Origin of the sequence: Pedobacter sp., from assembly GCF_041662865.1 — a bacterium.
Taxonomy (GTDB): Bacteria; Bacteroidota; Bacteroidia; order Sphingobacteriales; family Sphingobacteriaceae; genus Pedobacter.
Map to the genome: position 1 here is coordinate 96,666 of NZ_JBAZRL010000003.1, position 19,223 is coordinate 115,888.

Below are 19,223 nucleotides of genomic sequence, written 5' to 3' on the forward strand. Positions count from 1 at the left end.
GATATATGATTACAGTTCAAATATATCAAAGCTTATTGTATTCCTAAATGCGCTAAGGTATTTTAAACTTTTCATTTTTATCGCTGTTCTTAAAGTACATCAAAACAATAATGATATGGAAACTAGAATAGCAAACGCAGAAGTATTAAACGATCTCATCCTAATTAATAACGACAGAGTTAATGGCTATCAAAAGGCGATTGAAGAATTAAGCCCTGAAGATTCTGATTTAAAAACACTTTTTGTGAAAATGATTGGAGAAAGCCATAGACATAAAATGGCTTTAGCAACAGAAGTGCAGGCTTTAGGCGAAGATGTTGAACAAGGTACTACGAACTCTGGTAAAATATATAGAGCATGGATGGATGTGAAAGCAATGTTCACAGGTCATGATCGTAAAACAGTTTTAAATAATTGTGAATTTGGCGAAGATGCCGCTCAAAAAGCATATAAAATGGCATTAGAAACTGATGGCTTATCAGCAAATTTGAGAACTATGATTACCGAACAAAAAGCTGAATTAAGAGCGTCACATGATGAAATCAAGATGCTGAGAGACTCCCAAGCGTAATTAAAACTCTCGGTTAAACAAAAATCCTCCTGAATTGACTCGGGAGGATTTTTTATTTTAGGTAATTCGATCGCTTATTTTTTATCCAATTCTTTATCTAAATAATAAGTTGCTTTATGAATGGCATCATCAATTGTGTCACTTAAAATGGTAATAAATGAACCAGATTTAGCTGTAGCAATTAGATTTTTCATGCAATCTTCTCCATTGTTATTAATTTCAATTGGAATATTTGGCTTAATCTCTTTCAGTCCAACTAATAACAAATCAATCAATTCTTGTTGTTTACGTCCTCGAAGATATTTCTCCTGACATATCACTACTTTATCGAACATTTTAGCTGCAATACGAGCTGTTTCGATAATGTCTTCATCTCTTCTATCCCCAGTTCCAGATATTACACCTACGTGTTCTGTTGCTTCAACAGTTTGTAAATAATCTTTAATACCATTAAATCCATCCGGATTATGTGCGAAATCTACTAGCACTTTAAAGTCTTTAAATTTAAAAATATTCATCCTTCCAGGCGTATGTGCCGCCGATGGAATAAAAGTTTCTAAAGATGTTCTAATGTCCTCAGTTTTATAGCCCCACAAAAAAGTAGTAAGTGTAGCAGCTAAAACGTTCTGTATCATAAAATCGACAGAAGCATTAAACGTTAAGGGAATATGTGTGGCTTTTTCTACACGAATCTTCCAGTCGCCCTTTTTAATAGTTACATAACCGTTTTCGTAAATCGCTGCAATGCCGCCTTTTTTGCAATGTTCTTTTATGACTGGATTTTTTTCATCCATACTAAAGTAGGCGATATTACAATCTGCACTAGCGGCAATCTTCAAACAATATGAATTGTCAGCATTTAAAACTGCCCAGCCACTTCTTTTTACTGCGCCAATAATTACCGCTTTTACACGGGTTAAATCATCTAAAGTATCAATGTCAGAAATACCTAAATGATCTTCCTGTATATTAGTAACTACGCCAATATCACATTTATTAAAACCCAACCCTGCACGTAATATTCCTCCTCTGGCAGTTTCTAATACCGCAACTTCTACGGTAGGGTCTTTTAAAATAAATTCTGCACTAAACGGACCAGTAGTATCACCTTTCATTAACAAGGTATTTTGCACATAAATTCCATCAGAAGTTGTAAAGCCAACTCTACTACCATTATTTTTCACAATGTGCGCAATTAAACGTGTAGTTGTAGTTTTCCCATTAGTTCCGGTTACCGCAATAATTGGAATACGAGCAGATTTTCCTGGAGGATACAACATATCGATAACAGGAGCCGCAACATTACGTGGTAAACCTTCGCTTGGTGCTAAGTGCATTCTAAAGCCTGGTGCTGCATTTACTTCTAAAACAACACCGCCATTTTCAGTTAAAGGCTCAGTTAAATTCTGCGCCATAATATCGATACCACAAATGTCCAAGCCAACTATTCTTGAAATACGTTCACAATTAAAAACATTTTGAGGGTGCACTTGATCTGTAACATCAATGGAAGTTCCGCCAGTACTTAAATTAGCCGTAGATTTTAAATATACAATTTCTCCTTTTGGAGCTACAGTTTCTAAAGTATATGCTTTCTTATCTAAAAGATCTAAAGTATCACGATCTACTGTAATTTCAGTTAAAACATTTTCATGTCCATAACCACGTCGTGGATCTTCATTTTCTTTGTCAATTAATTGCTGAATTGTAAGTTTTCCATCACCTTTTACATGAGCAGGTACACGTAAAGCTGCTGCTACCATTTTATGATCGATTACCAAAACTCTAAAGTCATGTCCGGTAATAAAACTTTCTACAATAATCCGTCGTGAATATTCTTTAGCATAATGAAAAGCAGCAATTGCCTCTTCTTCATTTTTCACATTAATAGTTGCCCCTTTACCATGATTTCCATCTAAAGGTTTAAAAACCAAAGGGAAGCCCACTCTTTTTATGGCATCATATACATCTTCTAAGGTAGAGGCAGTTACGCCTTTTGCAACTGGAATTGCTGCATCACTTAATAAGCGTTTAGTTTCATCTTTATTACCCGCAATATCAACAGCAATACTACTTGTTCTTTCAGTCATGGTGGCTCTAAAACGAACTTGATTTTTGCCATAACCTAATTGTACCAAGGAACTTTTGTTTAATCTAATCCATGGAATATCTCTTGCAATTGCTTCATCAACTATAGAACCTGTACTTGGGCCTAAACGTTCTGATTCTCGTAATTCACGCATGCGCTGAATATCATGCTCCAAATCATATTCTTTATTATCAATTAATGCTTCCGCTATGCGAACTGCAGATTCTGCGGCATAAACACCAGCTTTTTCTTCTAAATAACTAAAAACAACATTATAAATACCTTCAGTTTTGGTCTGACGAGTTCTGCCAAAGCCAGTATCCATACCAGCTAAAGTTTGTATTTCTAGCGCAATGTGTTCTATTACATGCCCCATCCATGTGCCTTCTTCCACACGCAATAAAAATCCACCAGGTGCTGCTTTAGAACAACGATGAGATTGTAGGGTAGGAATTAGTTTTTCTATTCGCTCCCTAAAACCATCGATTGTATTGGTTGGTCGTTGCTCTAATTCCTCCAAATCTAAACGCATTTGGATTAATTTTTTTCGGTTAACAGACCAAATATTTGGTCCTCGTAGCACTTGTATGCCTAGTATTTTCATTGTTGTTTATTTTAAGTCGTGGTAAAGAGCGTTACGAATTGAGGGTATAATTTCAAAGAAAAAATTAAAGTATAAATTTTTTTTCAAATTAACCTTTATCTACAGTTAAATTTTGCAATCGTTTTTATTCAATTGAGGAAATAAACGAAAACCAGTTTAAATGTTAATTAAAAGTATAATATTGATAAAAATAATGTTAATTATTAGGCTAATGGTATATATTTGAATTTTAGCGAAAACCTAAACAATAAGATGGCTCCAAAAGGGAAATTAATAATAATTGGCGGTGCAATAAATACTGGAAGTTTTGCCGAAACACAGTTCGGACTGCCACAGAACATGAACTTTTTTGAGCGTGGAATTTTAAAAAGAATAACTACTGAATCTGTTAAAGGAAATGATTCTCGGTTTGAAATTATGACGACAGCATCTTTAATTCCAGAACGAGTTGGTGAAGAATACATTAAAGCTTTTGCTCAATTAGATGTTCATGATGTTGGTGTACTTAATATTGGAAGTAGAGAAGAAGCAAATAGAGTTGAATACGCAGAACGCGTTAAAAAAGCCGATGTAATTATTTTTACGGGTGGAGATCAATTACGGTTATCATCTATTTTTGGTGGAACAGAAATTCACCGTATTTTACTAGATAAATATCAAAACACTGAAATAGTAATTGCAGGTACATCTGCTGGAGCTGCTGCTAGTTCTAAAAACATGATTTATCAAGGAAGTAGTAAAGATGCTTTATTAAAAGGAGAAGTTAAAATAACTGGAGGATTAGGATTTATTGATGATGTAATTGTTGATACGCATTTTGTACAAAGAGGTAGGATTGGCCGTTTGTTGTATGCAGTAGCAAGTAATCCAGGGATATTAGGAATTGGGTTAGGTGAAGATACTGGTTTATATATTAATGAACATAGTATGGAAGCCATTGGCTCAGGCATGGTAATTTTGGTTGATGGTCGTTACATGGCAGATACGAATTTAACTGATGTTGAAATGGGGCAACCGGTTTCTATAAAAAACATGATTGTACACGTAATGTGTGATGGAGATATGTATGATTTGACAAATCATCAATTAGTTATTCAGCATCCTAAAGTTGTTCCAACAGAATAATTAGCTATTTTTTATCTAAATACTATTCTATACTAGATGAAAGTAATCATACATGGTGGGTTTTTTAGCGAATCTTCTACCAATCAAGAAACAAAAAGAGCGAAGCAAGATGCTTTAGCTGAAATTGTAGAAAAAGCTTATCATTTTTTAGCGACACATACAGCACTAGAAACGGTTGTGTACGCTACAAGTTTATTGGAAAATAACGAACTTTTTAATGCGGGTATTGGTTCTCAAATACAAAGTGATGGTAAAGTGAGATTAAGTGCGTCGTTAATGGATGGTAAAACCCAAAAATTTAGCGGAGTTATTAATTTAGAAGATGTTAAAAATCCGATTGAAGTTGCTCAGAAATTATTGGATTATGATGATCGTGTATTAAGTGGAGAAGGAGCTTTAGCTTTTGCTAGAAATAATGGTTTTGATTATTTTAATCCAATAACCGCTCAAAGACAAGCGGAATACGAAGCAAAATTAAATCAACAAGAAAGAAAAGGAACTGTGGGCTGTGTAGCCTTAGATGTGGCTGGAAATTTAGCTGCTGCAACATCAACTGGCGGAAAAGGTTTTGAAATTCCTTGTCGTGTTAGCGATTCCGCAACGATAGCTGGTAATTTCGCAACTAATTTTGCAGGGATTTCCTGTACATGTGTAGGCGAAGATATTGTAAGTGGCGCATTAGCTGCTAAAATTGTAACCCGCGTAACCGATGGCTTTACTTTAAAAGCTGCTTGCGATAAATCTTTTGCAGAATTGAAACCATTTGATGGATTTGCAGGCGTAGTTGGAATATCAGCCAAAGAGGAAATTTATCATTGCGATTCTCACCCTTATATGGTTTGGGCATCTTTTGATGGTAGTTTACAGGTGTTTAACTAAATTTTATATATCTTTATAGGATGAATAAAATCTGTTTAACGCTTGTTTGTTTGTTTTTGGTTTCTATATCAAATGCACAAAATGTTAATTCAGGGCCTCAAGATACTCCTCAACCGATATCCGCAATTAATATTTCGGTATCAAATGTGGAGGAAACTACTGCCGATGAATTTTTTGAAGATGCAGATCGTAATGAGCGTCGTGGTGATTTAAATGAGGCTTTAATTTTATTTGGTAAAGCTGCATTTGAATATAATAACGACAAGAAGTTTAGCCGTTATGGTGCATCTTTACTTAGAATGAGTAATGTACACTTATTGCTTTTACATTATACTGAAGCAGAGCAAGTTATACTTAATGCGGCATTAAAAACATATTCGCGTATTGGCAGTAAATCTGGTCAAATGGCATCGTATAATCAACTTGGAAAAATTTACTTTGCAGCTAATAAACTTACCCAATCATTATGGTTTTATACCCAACAGGGTATGTTAGCGCAACAGCTTAAAAACAAAACCTCTTATATCGATTCGGTATTAGGTATTGCTTTAGTTAAAATTAAAAAGAAAGAATATAGCCTAGCTATTAAGGATGTAGACAGAGCTGAATTGCTTGCGAAAAATGCAAAAATCACTCAATTTGCGCAGCAGATTAAAAGTAGTAGAGCTGCTATCGCGGAGAAGCAAAGTATTAAGAAATAGGAAATTCTTTCAAAATCAGTAGAATAGGGTATTTGATTATTAGCTTATTAGTCGAACTTTGTTTTGTGTCTCCTGAAAAACCATATTTATTAAAAAAGATTTTCATTTCTATTACAACAGTACTAGGAGTGTTGATTTTGTCGTTGCCCGCAATTGCCCAGCAAAATAAACTATTAGATTCTGCTAAAAATAGCTTCAGGGCTAAACCAGAATTAGCTTCATCACTTTTAGTACAGGTAAAAAATAATGCAATAAAAACAAATGACAATTATTCAATTATTACAGCAGAACTTATTGAAGGGAATATTGCTTATTTTAAAGGAAAACACGATCAAGCATTAGCAATTTATCTCCATGCTTTAACAATTGCTGAAAAAAATAATTTACATGAGCAGATAGCGGCAATTTGCAATGAAATTGGTACGCTATTTAAGAAAAACAAAGACCTTAAAAAAGCACTGCTTTATTATACTCGAGCTATGAATGAGTCAATAATCATTAGCAATGATACTCAAATAGCGAATTCACATAATAATATTGGCTTGGTTTATGAGCAGGATGGCAAATTCTCAACTGCTTTAAAACAATATAAAAAAGCATTATTTTATTATCAAAAGGCCAAAGACAAACTGGGTGAGTCTTACAGCTTAGAATATATTGGTTACGTGTTTGGGTTAATGAAAAATTATGATTCTGCTAATAAATACCTACAAAAAAGCTTATCACTTCGAAAAGAATTGAAAGATAATTATGGTATTGCAGTTTGTCTAATTGAATTAGCGGAAATTAATAGAGATAAAAAAGATTTTAATCTAGCGATAAATTATGCCAAGCAAGCTATTTTCTTTTGCAAGAAAATAAATTATCCTGACATGTTGCAGCAAGGCTATTTAGTGCTTTCAGAAATTTACGAACATAAAAAGGATTTCGCACAAGCTTATGAAGCACATAAAAAGTATGTGGCTGTAAAAGATTCAATATTTAGTGTTGCTAAAAGCAATCAGATAAACGAATTACAAACACGATACGACACGGAGAAAAAACAGCAAAAAATTGATCTTTTAAATAAAGAAAGTGCAATCCAAAAACTGAAGTTAACACAACGTGAGGGAATTATCATAGTGATATCCGTAGGCTTTTTATTCAGCTTAGTTATAGGTTATTTAGTGTATAATCGATTTAAATTAAGGCAAAATGCTAGATTACAAAATGAAGTCATCGCTCAACAAGATTTAGCTACAAAAGCAGTTTTAAATGCCGAAGAAAATGAGCGAAAACGCATTGCTAGTGAGTTGCACGATGGGCTTGGTCAGATGTTTTCGGCAGTAAAATTAAACTTATCAGCATTAGCAGATCATTTTGAATTTAAGGATGAGCACGGCAAAAAAATGTACTATAAAACTCTAAGTTTGGTAGATGAAAGCTGTAAAGAAGTTCGAGTAATTTCGCATCAAATGGCGCCAAATGTGTTACTAAAAGCAGGATTAACAAGTGCAATACGAGATTTTATTGACAAAATAGATGTCAAAAAACTAAAGGTCAATTTAAGCACGTTTGGTTTGCAAGATCGTTTAGATCAAAATATTGAAATTGTGTTATATCGTGTAATACAAGAGGCAGTTAATAATGTAATCAAACATTCAGGAGCAAATAGCTTGGATATTCAATTAACTAAAGATGAAGAAGGGATAAATGTGATGATTGAAGATAATGGAAATGGTTTTGATACAAATCAACTGGAAAAATTTGAAAGTATTGGACTAAAGAATATCCTTACTCGTGTAATTTATCTGAATGGAACTTTAGATTTTTCTTCAACACCCGGTCAAGGAACTCTCATTGCAATTTTTATCCCTTTTTAGGGAAAGGTTCTAAATGTTTAAAACACAATCTTTTATATTAAAAATACCCGCTAGTGGGTATATGAGTTGCTGCTAATAAAAGTAATTTTGAAATGCTAAATCATCCCAATGAAATTTACGCTCATCCTCATATTATTTTACGTTACAGGAGTCTGTCAAGTCAATGCCCAACGTCAAAGAGGTTTGGATAGCTTAAAAAGAACGCTTAAAAAACCCTCAGTAACAGAACAAGCTAAAAATCTTAACAAGCTTTCATCGGCGTACTTTAATACTAATTTGGATAGTGCTATCCAATATGCCAATAAATCCATCAGTTTTTCTACTCAGCATAAAATTTATAAGGAACTTGCTACTGGCTATAATTATTTAGGGCAAATGATGTACTATAAAGGCAATTATGTAGAGTCCTTATCAAATTTTGAAAAGTTTAGAGCAATTGCTGTTATAATAGAAGATAATGTACTTGCTACTCAAGCTAATAATAATATTGCTAATGTACTTATAGATCAAGGTAAAACCGATGATGCAATTCAAAAATATGAAGAGATATTAGCAACTAGTAAAAAGAATAATGACAAGAAAGGTCAATCATTAGGGTACGGGAATTTAGCTTTTGTATATCGATATATAGGGAATAATGCAAAAGCTATTAGCTATATCTTCGAACAAATGAAAATAGATGAAGAGCTCGATAATAAAATGGGATTGGCACATTCTTATCAACAATTGGTATTGCTATACAATCAAAAAAATGACCTAGTTAATGCAAAGAAATATTTGGACTTATCTTTAGATAAGTTCAAAGAATTAAATGATGGTAGGAATATAGCCGTAAGTTATGATTTGTATGCTACTTATTTTGCTAGCCTGAAAAACACATCAAAGGCTATTGAACATGAAAAAATGGCTATAAATCTGGCCGATAAATATGGTGACAAACGTTCTTTGGCAATCTTTCAATCAAAATTGGCTAATTTTTATTTTGAAGAAGGGCTATACGAACAGGCGGCTAAAGATTTTATTCAGGCAATAAATCTGCATGAAGCAATAAATCTGCAAAAAACTCTAGCAGCTGCTTATATAGGATATGGAAAGACGTTGCTAAAATTGAATAAGATTGATCAAGCTAAGGTTAATTTAGATAAAGGTTTGGCACTTGCAATCAATCAAAAATCAGCTATTGATAAAAGAAGTGGTTATGAAGCTATGACTGAGTATTTCATCAGAATTAGTGAACCAAATAAGGCCATTAAAAGTCAGAAACAATTTATTGCAATAAAAGATAGCTTATTAAATGAAAATAATAGTAAGCAGATAAATGAATTAAATACCATTTATCAAACTCAAAAGAAAGAACAGCAGATTCTATTATTGGATAAACAAAACTTGATTCAAGTTTTGAAGCTAAATGAAAATAAGCTGGTCATAGAAAATAAAAACCTTGAACTGGATAAGAATAATTTCCGTATCGAATCTCAAAATTTATCATTACAAAAGAACAAGGCATTGTTGACTCAAAAACAAGCAGAAACTAAAGCAAAAACACAGCAAATAAAATTGCTTGCTATCCAAAATGATGTTCAAAAACTAGAGATACTCAAAAGAAATATATTGTTGAGTGTTATTGCTGGTGTTCTGCTCATCACCATACTGCTAGGTTATTTGTTATATAATCGATATAAATTAAAACAAGAGACTCGTTTGCAAAAAGCAGTTTTGACACAACAAGACTTAGCCGCCAAATCTGTTTTAAATGCAGAAGAAAATGAGAGAAAACGGATTTCTGGTGAATTACATGATGGACTTGGACAAATGTTTTCTGCCGTGAAAATGAATCTCTCTGCATTAACAGATGATCTGACCTTTAAAGATGAGAGTGGCAAAAAAATGTTCGAGAAAACCTTGAATCTGGTAGATGAAAGTTGCAAAGAAGTAAGGTCAATTTCACATCAAATGGCACCGAATGTATTGTTAAAATCTGGCCTGGCTAATGCTGTTAGAGACTTCATTAATAAAATTGATGCCCGTAAACTGAAAATTAATTTAGAGACATTCGGATTGCAACAACGGTTAGACCAAAATGTGGAAACTGTTTTATATAGAGTGATTCAAGAAACGGTTAATAACGTAATCAAGCATTCTGGAGCAAATAGTCTAGATATTCAACTCACAAAAGATAATGAAGGAATTAATGTTATGATTGAAGACAACGGAAAAGGATTTGATACGACATCCTTAGAAAAATTTGAAGGGATAGGTTTAAAAAATATTCAGAGTAGAGTAGAGTACTTAAAAGGTGTCGTAGATTTTTCATCTAAACTTGGTTCTGGAACACTTGTCGCTATTCATATTCCTTTGTAAATTAGTAAGATGGAAACCGGTATTATTTTCAAAACATGTATTATTAAAATAAGGCATAATAGCTTCATCAACATTAAAAAATAGTAGACTGATGGAAAATAAGCTCTCAACAAATTTATTCATTGTAGACGATCACCAATTGGTAGTTGATGGTTTACTGTCTTTGCTTAACAACGAAGAAAAATATACTATCGTTGGCTGTAGTAATCAGCCCAAAGAAGTTATGGGACGGCTTGATGAACTGAATGTAAATATTCTTCTTACCGATATCAATATGCCAGAAATGTCTGGTGTAGAGTTGACAAGAAATGTAAAGAAAAAGCACCCACATATTAAAGTTCTTGCATTATCCATGTTTGGCGAGCGACAAGTTATTAAAGAAATGGTAGATGCAGGCATATCAGGATATATTCTTAAAAACACTGGAAAACAAGAATTACTAGAGGCACTAGATAAATTGGCTAAAGGTCAAACTTTTTTTGGGGAAGAAGTAACTCGTGAGTTAATGAAATCTTTTAGAAACAGTGACGAAGAATCTCACTTAACCAATAGAGAGGTAGAAATTATTCGATTGATAGAATGCGAACATAGCAACAAAAAAATCGCGGATTTATTGTTTATCAGTGAACGCACTGTAGAAACACACCGTAAAAATATTTTCAGAAAAACGTGTACACAGAGTATTGTAGGGCTGTTAAAATACGCATACGATCATAAAATAATTTAAGCTATACCTGCTGTTGGGTAGATGAATATACCCGTGTAAAGGTATTGTAGGGAGAAGTACTTTTTTCAACTTTTGTTTAATAAAACAAATCAAAAATGAAAAAATTTACAATCCTCCTTGTAGCATTTGCAATGCTAAGTACAGTAGTTATTTCTTGTAAAAAAGAAGAACAAACAGTTAAAGCAGCAGGTTCTGCAAGTGCATCATTAACAGTTGGAAGTGCAGCGGCTGTAACATGGACAGCAACTTCGGCTACAGCAGTAAAATCCGGAACTAGTTACACGATTACTGCCATAGGTGCAAATAGCACAAATCTTGTGATTAAAGTAGACAACGTGACAGCAGCAGGCACTTACAACTTAACAACAGCTACAAGAACAGCATCATTTACAACTGGCGGAAAAACGTACGCAACAACAAATGGTGGTGGCGGGAATATTATTATCACCTCATTAACAAGTGATAAAATTGAAGGAACCTTCTTAGCAGAAATGTTCGATGGCACAACCTCATCAGCTGTTTATTGTAGCTTAGGAAGCGGCAAGTTTTCGGCTTCTTTTTAAGGAAATGAAGAAATGATTTAAAACCAACCGCTATGAATATGAAAGCAAGTACTAAAGTAATTGATGTTTTGAGCAGGCGGGAGGTAGAAATTATTAAACTTATAACTCAGGAATACAGCAATGAAGATATTGCATCTTATTTAGCGATAAGTAAACGAACGGTAGAAACACATCGCAAAAACATCTTCAAAAAAACAAAGGTTAAAAGTGTTGTTGGTTTGGTGATGTTAGCTATTAAAAGCAAGTTAATTTCAGCATAGAATTATTTAACTTTACAAAGTTTACAAAAAAGATACAGTTTAAAGCTGTATCTTTTTTGTTTATTTGAGAAATTGGTATCATATTGGATAATGATTTTATAAGAATGAATTTTAAAATAGTTAAAGAGATGTTGAGAAGAGTATTGATGATTACGTTTACAGCCGCAGCGTTGGCATGTAGCGCTTCGCCTAAACCTCAAAAAATGGTTGACGGTGTGCAAAATATTAAACCAGACGATCAGCAAAGTTTGGTGCTTAGGCAAGTAGTCTCACTAATTGAGGGCTATAATTATAAACAAATAAAGCTGAATGATTCTATTTCATCTCTAATTTTAGATAGATATATAAAAGCATTAGATCCTTCTAAGTATTATTTTTTAGCAAGTGATATTGCTGAGTTCGAAAAAAATAGAACCACGTTGGATGATGACTTTAAAATTGGAGACTTGAGTGCGCCATTTTATATTTTCAACGTCTATTTAAAAAGATATAACGAACGTATCGACTACTCTATCTCTCAAATAAAAAACAAATATGATTTTAATCAAAATGATACTTATGTGTATGATAGAGAGAAGATGCCGTGGGTAAGCAGCTCAACTGCGTTAGATGATATTTGGAAAAAAAGAGTTAAATATGAGTTGGTAAACCTTAAAATTGCAGGAACAGATCAGGCAAAAAACATAGAGACTTTAACCAAGCGTTATCAAAGTTTAAAATCCCAAGCTGCCAAATTCAATAACCAAGATGTGTTTCAAATTTTGATGGACTCTTTTACAGAAGCTATTGATCCACACACTAATTATTTTAATCCAAGAAACGCTGAGGTTTTCAATCAAGAAATGGCTCGCTCACTTGAAGGAATTGGCGCAACTTTACAATTAGAAAATGAGGTTACTAAAATTGTAACCATTGTTCCAGGAAGTCCGGCTTTTAAAAGCAAGCAATTAAATGCTGGTGATAAAATCATTGCGGTAGCACAAGGAGCAAATGGAGAATTTGAAGATGTAGTTGGGTGGAGAATAGATAATACAGTTTCTAAAATCAAAGGGCCTAAAGGAACTACCGTTAAATTAAAAGTAATTCCAAGTGGACAAGAACTCTCATCTAAACCAATTATCGTTACCTTAGTTAGAGATAAAATTATTTTGGCTGATCAATCTGCAAAAAAATCAGTTAAAACCATTCAATCTGATGGGAAACCATATAAAATTGGAATTATTGAAGTACCAGCTTTTTATGCAGATTTTAAAGCAGCAAATGCAGGTGACAAAAATTATAAAAGCACCACTCGTGATGTACGTTTATTAATAGACACCTTAAAAAACATGGATAAAGTTGATGCCATTGTAATGGACTTACGTTCAAATGGTGGTGGTTCTTTAAATGAGGCAATAGATTTAACAGGATTGTTTATTGATAAAGGTCCAGTTGTACAGACAAGAGAATTTAACAACACCATTAAAGTTAACGATGATAAAAATGCTGGTGCTGCTTGGACTGGGCCATTTGGTGTAATGGTAGATAGGTTAAGTGCATCTGCTTCTGAGATTTTTGCAGGAGCAATACAAGATTATGGTCGTGGTATTGTGATGGGCACTCAAACTTATGGTAAAGGAACTGTTCAACGTACAATTGATCTTAATGAAATGATTGATCCAACGATTTTGCAAAAAATGGCGGCCGTTTTAGCAGCTACAAAAGCAAAAATTGTAGGACAAAAAATTCAAAACCCTGGTTCAACAAGTGTAACTATAGTAGATAAGGATGGCATTCCCCAACTTGGTCAGTTGAATTTAACTATGGGCAAGTTTTACCGTATAAATGGAAATAGCACACAGCATAAAGGTGTTATACCTGATGTTACATTCCCATCAATTTATCCCTTGGATAAAATTGGTGAAGATACTGAACCATCGGCTTTGCCTTTTGATATGATTAAACCATCTAATTACGTAACAGTTTCAGATTTAACTGGCATTAAAGCGAATTTGGTAAAACTACACAATGATAGAATGACAGCTTCTTTAGATTATAAAGCATTAGTAGATGATATTGCGGAATCTAAGAAACGTGATGTCGAAACCTCAATTACATTAAATGAAGCTAAATTGAAAGCAGAACGCGATCAATTGGAAACAAAAGGGTTGGCTCGTTTAAATCAAATAAGAGTTGCAAGAGGATTAGCTCCAGTTAAAAAAGGAGACAAAGCTTTAAAAGAAGAAGCTTATGATTTTATTGAAGATGAGAGTTTGAAAATTATGGTTGATTTAATGAAAATGACTGATGGATCAAAAACAGCTAGTGTAACTCAAAACTTTAATAAATAGAAGTTACAATATTTTATACAAAAAAAGTCCAGAGTTTATTGCCTGGACTTTTTTATTAAACTAGAAGTTGAGATTATTTTTTAACTTTTTCCATTTGCATAGACATCATTTCTTTCATCGTTTTGTTCATCCCCTCAGTACTGCCATCTAAGAAAATCACATTGCCATCACTGTTTTCCGCAAAGTGTTTAATTGATTCTGTCCACATGGTGAATAGAATTACAGAGATATCTAAATTAGCTTGCTCCATTTCCTGAGCAGCTTTTGTCATACCATGTGCTACTTCCGCTCTAAATAATGCAATACCTTGTCCACGTAATTGAGCTGCTTCACGTTCTGCTGCCGCTGCAATTTTAATCGCATTACCATCAGCCTCTGCTCCTTTAGTTTTAGTAATTAATAAAGCTTGTCCTTCATTTTCTGCGGCAGCTTTTAAATTGTTTGATGCCACTACACGACTCATAGAACGCATAATTTCTTCATCGAAAGTAATATCATTTAATTGAAGATCTTGTAAGTGATAACCCCAACTTTCTAATACCTGATCTATTTGATGTTTTACGTGATCAACAATTTCATTTCTTTGTGCAAGTACATTCGCCTGCTTTTGAGTTGCTACATAAGCCCTAATAGACCCTTCAATTGTACGGATTAAGGCTTGCATCAAATTATTAGCGTCAACAAACTTAAACGCTACATTTTTAATGGTTTCTTCATCATGGTTTAAAACTGAATACAGTAACATGGCCTTAAAATAAACATTAGCCTGATCATGCGTAACTGCCTGAAAAGAAAGTTCAACCGAGCGATTTTGAATAGAAATTTTAGAATGGATTTGCTCTATTAGTGGAATTTTTAAACTCAAGCCTGGTCTTAATTGTCTGCGATATTTCCCAAAGACAGTAATTACTGCAATTGTGCCTTGTTTAACAGTTACAAATGAACTAAAAAGAACAATTAGCCCGAAAAAGAGTAGAACGTATGGAATGTAATTCATGGTATTATTTGATTTAAATTAAGCTCAATATTACTGATTTTCTATGTAGATTTATTTAAATATTTTTTAATCAATTGTTTATGAAACTAAAATTAGGTTTACCACTAATAGGTCTTGCTTTGTTAATGGCCTGTAAAAACAAAAGTACCGAGACCACTGAGCGTACTGTCTTTTTGGATAAAGCAGGGATGGACACTACTGTTAATCCAGGAGATAATTTTTTTGAATATGCCAACGGAAAATGGATGACAAGTACTGTTATTCCTGATGATCAAAGCGGTTGGGGTAGTTTTTATACTTTATACGAAGATAATTTAAAGAAGCTAAGAGGAATTGTTGAAGATGCAGAAAAGAGCAATTCAGCAAAAGGTAGCATGCAACAAAAAGTTGGCGATTATTATGCTAGCGGAATGGACACAACAACTATCGAGAAACTTGGTGCTGAGCCTTTAAAACCTGTTTTAGCAAAAATTGATGCCGCAAAAAATTACCAAGAATTAGTGAGCTTATTAGCCGAATTGGCTAAGACAGATGAAGCTGGCTTATTGGGCTTGAATGTTGGAGCAGATGAGAAAAATAGTGTTAAAAATATTGCATCATTTTATCAATCTGGATTATCATTACCAGAAAAAGATTATTATTTTAAAACAGATAGTGCTTCTAAGGTAGCCAGAGCTGGATTTGTTACGTATGCTAGCACATTGTTTAAATTAACAGGAGTTGATACTGCAACTGCTACTAAAAATGCAAAAGCGATTTTAGCACTGGAAACTGAAATTGCAAAATCACACCGCAGCCCGCAGGAACTTAGAGATCCACAAAAAAATTATAATAAGATGAGCCTTACTCAATTTGCAAAGTTGACGCCAAATTTAAATATGCCAGCGCTTTTTGGTGCTATGAAAATTAAGTCGGACAGTGTTAATGTAGGTCAACCAGATTATTTTAAAACATTGAGTACGTTATTGGCAAGCCAACCATTAGATGTTTGGAAAACCAAATTCAAGTATAATTACATGTCTAGAAACGCTGGTCTATTAAGCAAAGCATTTGTAGATGCATCTTTCAATTTTAATAAAATTTTTAATGGACAAAAGAAACAGTCAGAACGTTGGAAAAGATTGGTTAGCGGAATTGACGCTAATTTAGGCGATTTATTAGGGCAATTATATGTAGAGAAATACTTTACTCCAGAAGCAAAACAACGCATGGATGAACTAGTAAATAACTTGCAAAAAGTATTTGCAACGCGTATTGATAAATTGGATTGGATGAGCGTTGAAACAAAAGCAAAAGCAACGGAAAAATTGAATGTCTTTTTAAAGAAAATTGGCTATACCACAAAGTGGAAAAACTTTGATGATGTAACCATTAATAAAGGTGATTATTTAGGCAATGCTCGTAGTGCAAGAACACATAGTTATAATGAAATGATTAGTAAAGTTGGTAAACCAGTTGATAAAACTGAATGGGGAATGACGCCGCCAACTGTAAATGCATACTATAATCCAACATTCAATGAAATCGTTTTCCCTGCCGGAATTTTACAGTTCCCATTTTTTGATGCAAATGCAGATGATGCGATTAATTACGGCGCTATTGGTGCGGTAATTGGTCATGAAATGACTCACGGTTTTGATGATCAAGGTCGTCAATATGATGCAGTAGGTAATATGAAAGATTGGTGGACAAAAGCTGATGCGGATAAATTTAAAGTAAAGGCTGATAAAGTTGCAGCAATGTATAATGGATTTACTTTATTAGATAATCAGCATGTAAATGGAAATTTAACATTAGGAGAAAACCTAGCAGATATTGGTGGTTTAGCAATTGCATATGATGCATTTAAATTAACCGAGCAAGGAAAAGAAGCTACCAAAAAAATTGATGGCTTCACGCCAGATCAACGTTTCTTTTTAAGCTTTGCACAAGTTTGGAGAATTAAAGATAGAGATGAAAATATGCGAGTACGTATAAAGGTAGATCCGCATTCGCCTGAAATGTTTAGAGTAAACGGTCCAGTTTATAGCATGGAAGCATTTTATAAAGCATTTAACATCCCTAAAACTGCTAAAATGTATATAGCTCCAGAAAATAGACTTGGGGTTTGGTAAATTAGTAGATAACATATTAATTCTTAAAGCAGTATCATTAATTTGATGCTGCTTTTTTTTATGAAACAAAAATCGCTTTCTACTGTTATAGGATGATAAAATCTAAACTTATGAACGTAAAACGTACTTTCGGAACTATCCTAACTATTTTAGGAATTATTGGGTTAATTTATGCTGGTTGGGGGTTTGTGCAACACAGTGATGGCGGCCGCGAATTAATCGTTGTTGGGATTATAGGTATTATTTTCTTTGTATCAGGTATTGGTCTGGTAAGAAATACTAAGGACGAAGCATAAAGATCCTCTAATTTTTATAGGATAAAATACTCATTATTAGGTATATATTATTAAGACTGTAGTATGTAAGTTTATTAAAAAAATAAGCTTATGAAAAATTTCTTCAATCTTAAAATTGCGCTTGTAATGAGTTGCTTTTTTTTGTTATTATCTGCTAAAGCACAACATATTGCTACATCAAGTTCATACGATGGGATTTGGGCTGGAGTATTAAAAAATGATAATGGAGATAAATTGGTTTCTATTATTCGAATATCTAGTGGTACCGCAAGTAGATATAGCTACAATACTGAAACTAAGAAACTCGAAAGAAGTTCTTTTCTTAAAGAAGGTAGTATGCTTTTAGGGAATAATCTCAGTTTTACTTGGATGAACAAGGGTGGCATTTGGTCTGAAACCCAAACGCACATGATCGCTTACCTTAAGCCAAATGTATTATATTGTAGATTAATACGTCAAGTAAATAATGCGAGTGAAGACGAAAATACTCCTGGCATTAACAACGAATGGTCTACTTATTATCAAGGAAAGTTAGATCGATATGAATCGATTGATAAATTAGAACAGATTTTGAGAAATTAGTTAATTACTAATTCTTGATTAATCTTTTAAAGTTATTCTGTTGATATCTTTAAATACTAAACTGTGACCTGCAAAATCTGCGTTGGTTAGCGCTTTTATTTTATGAAATGCAGTATTATTTTCATCAAGAGTAAGTCTATTAATTTTATCCTGTTTTACTGAAATTACATCAGCATATAAAAAATCGCCTTTGGCATTTATTTTTAACTGTAATAACGGAGCAAAACCATTTGAACCTTTTAAACTAAACATACCATAAGTACAAAAATTGCCCAAACTATAAGCAATAAACTTGTTTTTATACACTTCTACTGCTCTAGTAACATGCGGCCCATGACCTAAAACTACATCTGCGCCAGCGTCAATTACACCATGTGCAAATGCGTAAACATTTCCACGATTTTCTTTAAAAAAGATTTCTGTTTTGCGAGTTACATGTTCAAAATTTGCGCCTTCTCCGCCTCCATGAAATGAAACAATTACAATATCTGCTTGCTTTTTAAGTGCGCCAACTAGCATTTTTGCGCTGTCAATATTTTTAATGGATACTGTATTTTCATTTGGAGCAAAAGCACAAAATGCATATTTAATACTATCTATTTCAAAAATTTCAAATGGTTTATTTAGTTGACCGGCGTAATGTATTTGTAAAGAATCTAAAATTCTTGCTGTATTTTTTCGGCCTTTTGCATTAAAATCGCCAACATGGTTATTTGCAATACTTAATACGTTAAATCCTGCTTTTTTATAAATTTCCGCATAACGATCTGGCATTCTAAACGCATAGCAATTATTTGGGTTGATGCCTTTACATTTATCAGAGTTACCTGAATTTAGAAAACAACCTTCTAAGTTTCCAAAAACGATATCACCTTTTAAAAATGAATCAACCGCCTTGAAACTGTGAATTGCATCATCAGGTGGTAAGTTAAGTTTACTAGGATAAGCAGAGCCAAGCATCATATCGCCTACGGCAGTAATGCTAATTGTATCTTTTATTTTTCTAACTTTTATACTATCAACTTTATTATTTTGTGCTGCTGCAGTAGTTTCACTTTGGCAACTCATTGAAAAATAAGCGACAAGAATAGTTAAAAAAGCAAGGCTAAAAATTTTATTCATGTTTTGTCATAAAAAAATCCCTCCCGATTTATCAGGAGGG

Annotated in this window: 16 protein-coding genes; 13 read left to right on the forward strand and 3 right to left on the reverse strand. The window is 33.4% G+C overall.

Annotated elements, in window-relative coordinates; all coding sequences use genetic code 11:
* Positions 1-115 precede the first annotated feature (115 nt).
* A complete protein-coding gene (locus WC622_RS02035; RefSeq protein WP_372816789.1) occupies positions 116-571 on the forward strand; it encodes a PA2169 family four-helix-bundle protein in 456 nt (151 codons plus the stop codon).
* A gap of 74 nt (positions 572-645) precedes the next feature.
* Here the strand turns inward: WC622_RS02035 and cphA are convergent, their stop codons facing one another.
* A complete protein-coding gene (cphA, locus tag WC622_RS02040; protein WP_372816791.1) occupies positions 646-3,264 on the reverse strand; it encodes a cyanophycin synthetase in 2,619 nt (872 codons plus the stop codon).
* A gap of 252 nt (positions 3,265-3,516) precedes the next feature.
* On the opposite strand from cphA, the gene WC622_RS02045 reads away from it, so the two are divergent.
* From WC622_RS02045 to WC622_RS02085, 9 genes are all read left to right on the forward strand, one after another.
* Complete coding sequence (locus WC622_RS02045) at positions 3,517-4,389, forward strand: cyanophycinase (protein ID WP_372816793.1); 873 nt, start codon at positions 3,517-3,519, stop codon at positions 4,387-4,389.
* A 36-nt stretch (positions 4,390-4,425) separates the two neighbouring features.
* A complete protein-coding gene (locus WC622_RS02050; protein ID WP_372816795.1) occupies positions 4,426-5,268 on the forward strand; it encodes an isoaspartyl peptidase/L-asparaginase in 843 nt (280 codons plus the stop codon).
* A gap of 20 nt (positions 5,269-5,288) precedes the next feature.
* Positions 5,289-5,969 carry a hypothetical protein gene (locus tag WC622_RS02055; protein WP_372816797.1) on the forward strand — a complete coding sequence of 227 codons (681 nt, stop codon included), beginning with the start codon at positions 5,289-5,291 and terminating at the stop codon, positions 5,967-5,969.
* A 65-nt stretch (positions 5,970-6,034) separates the two neighbouring features.
* Complete coding sequence (locus WC622_RS02060; protein WP_372816799.1) at positions 6,035-7,831, forward strand: tetratricopeptide repeat protein; 1,797 nt, start codon at positions 6,035-6,037, stop codon at positions 7,829-7,831.
* Between the two features lie 108 nt (positions 7,832-7,939).
* The gene (locus WC622_RS02065; protein WP_372816801.1) at positions 7,940-10,192 is read left to right on the forward strand and encodes a tetratricopeptide repeat protein; all 2,253 of its coding nucleotides are present in this window, start codon (positions 7,940-7,942) and stop codon (positions 10,190-10,192) included.
* A gap of 91 nt (positions 10,193-10,283) precedes the next feature.
* Positions 10,284-10,919: a response regulator gene (locus tag WC622_RS02070; protein WP_372816802.1), complete on the forward strand. Its 636-nt coding sequence runs from the start codon at positions 10,284-10,286 to the stop codon at positions 10,917-10,919.
* Positions 10,920-11,014: 95 nt separating this feature from the next.
* Entirely contained in the window at positions 11,015-11,482 is a 468-nt protein-coding gene (locus WC622_RS02075; protein WP_372816804.1) for a DUF6252 family protein, read from the forward strand.
* Between the two features lie 32 nt (positions 11,483-11,514).
* A complete protein-coding gene (locus tag WC622_RS02080) occupies positions 11,515-11,742 on the forward strand; it encodes a response regulator transcription factor (RefSeq protein ID WP_372816806.1) in 228 nt (75 codons plus the stop codon).
* Positions 11,743-11,846: 104 nt separating this feature from the next.
* A complete protein-coding gene (locus tag WC622_RS02085) occupies positions 11,847-14,072 on the forward strand; it encodes a carboxy terminal-processing peptidase (RefSeq protein ID WP_372816808.1) in 2,226 nt (741 codons plus the stop codon).
* 73 nt (positions 14,073-14,145) lie between these two features.
* Here WC622_RS02085 and WC622_RS02090 read toward each other — a convergent pair whose 3' ends face one another.
* Positions 14,146-15,069: an SPFH domain-containing protein gene (locus WC622_RS02090; RefSeq protein WP_372816810.1), complete on the reverse strand. Its 924-nt coding sequence runs from the start codon at positions 15,067-15,069 to the stop codon at positions 14,146-14,148.
* A gap of 80 nt (positions 15,070-15,149) precedes the next feature.
* Here WC622_RS02090 and WC622_RS02095 point away from each other — a divergent pair, with 80 nt between their 5' ends.
* The 3 genes from WC622_RS02095 (at position 15,150) to WC622_RS02105 (ending at position 18,061) form a co-directional block, all read left to right on the forward strand.
* Positions 15,150-17,183, forward strand: a complete 2,034-nt coding sequence (locus WC622_RS02095; protein WP_372816812.1) for a M13 family metallopeptidase — start codon at positions 15,150-15,152, stop codon at positions 17,181-17,183.
* Between the two features lie 110 nt (positions 17,184-17,293).
* Positions 17,294-17,479 (forward strand): hypothetical protein, encoded by a 186-nt coding sequence (locus WC622_RS02100; protein ID WP_173271203.1) that lies wholly within the window; start codon positions 17,294-17,296, stop codon positions 17,477-17,479.
* Positions 17,480-17,569: 90 nt separating this feature from the next.
* Positions 17,570-18,061 carry a hypothetical protein gene (locus tag WC622_RS02105; protein ID WP_372816814.1) on the forward strand — a complete coding sequence of 164 codons (492 nt, stop codon included), beginning with the start codon at positions 17,570-17,572 and terminating at the stop codon, positions 18,059-18,061.
* 18 nt (positions 18,062-18,079) lie between these two features.
* Here the strand turns inward: WC622_RS02105 and WC622_RS02110 are convergent, their stop codons facing one another.
* Positions 18,080-19,183, reverse strand: a complete 1,104-nt coding sequence (locus WC622_RS02110; RefSeq protein ID WP_372816816.1) for a CapA family protein — start codon at positions 19,181-19,183, stop codon at positions 18,080-18,082.
* Positions 19,184-19,223 lie beyond the last annotated feature (40 nt).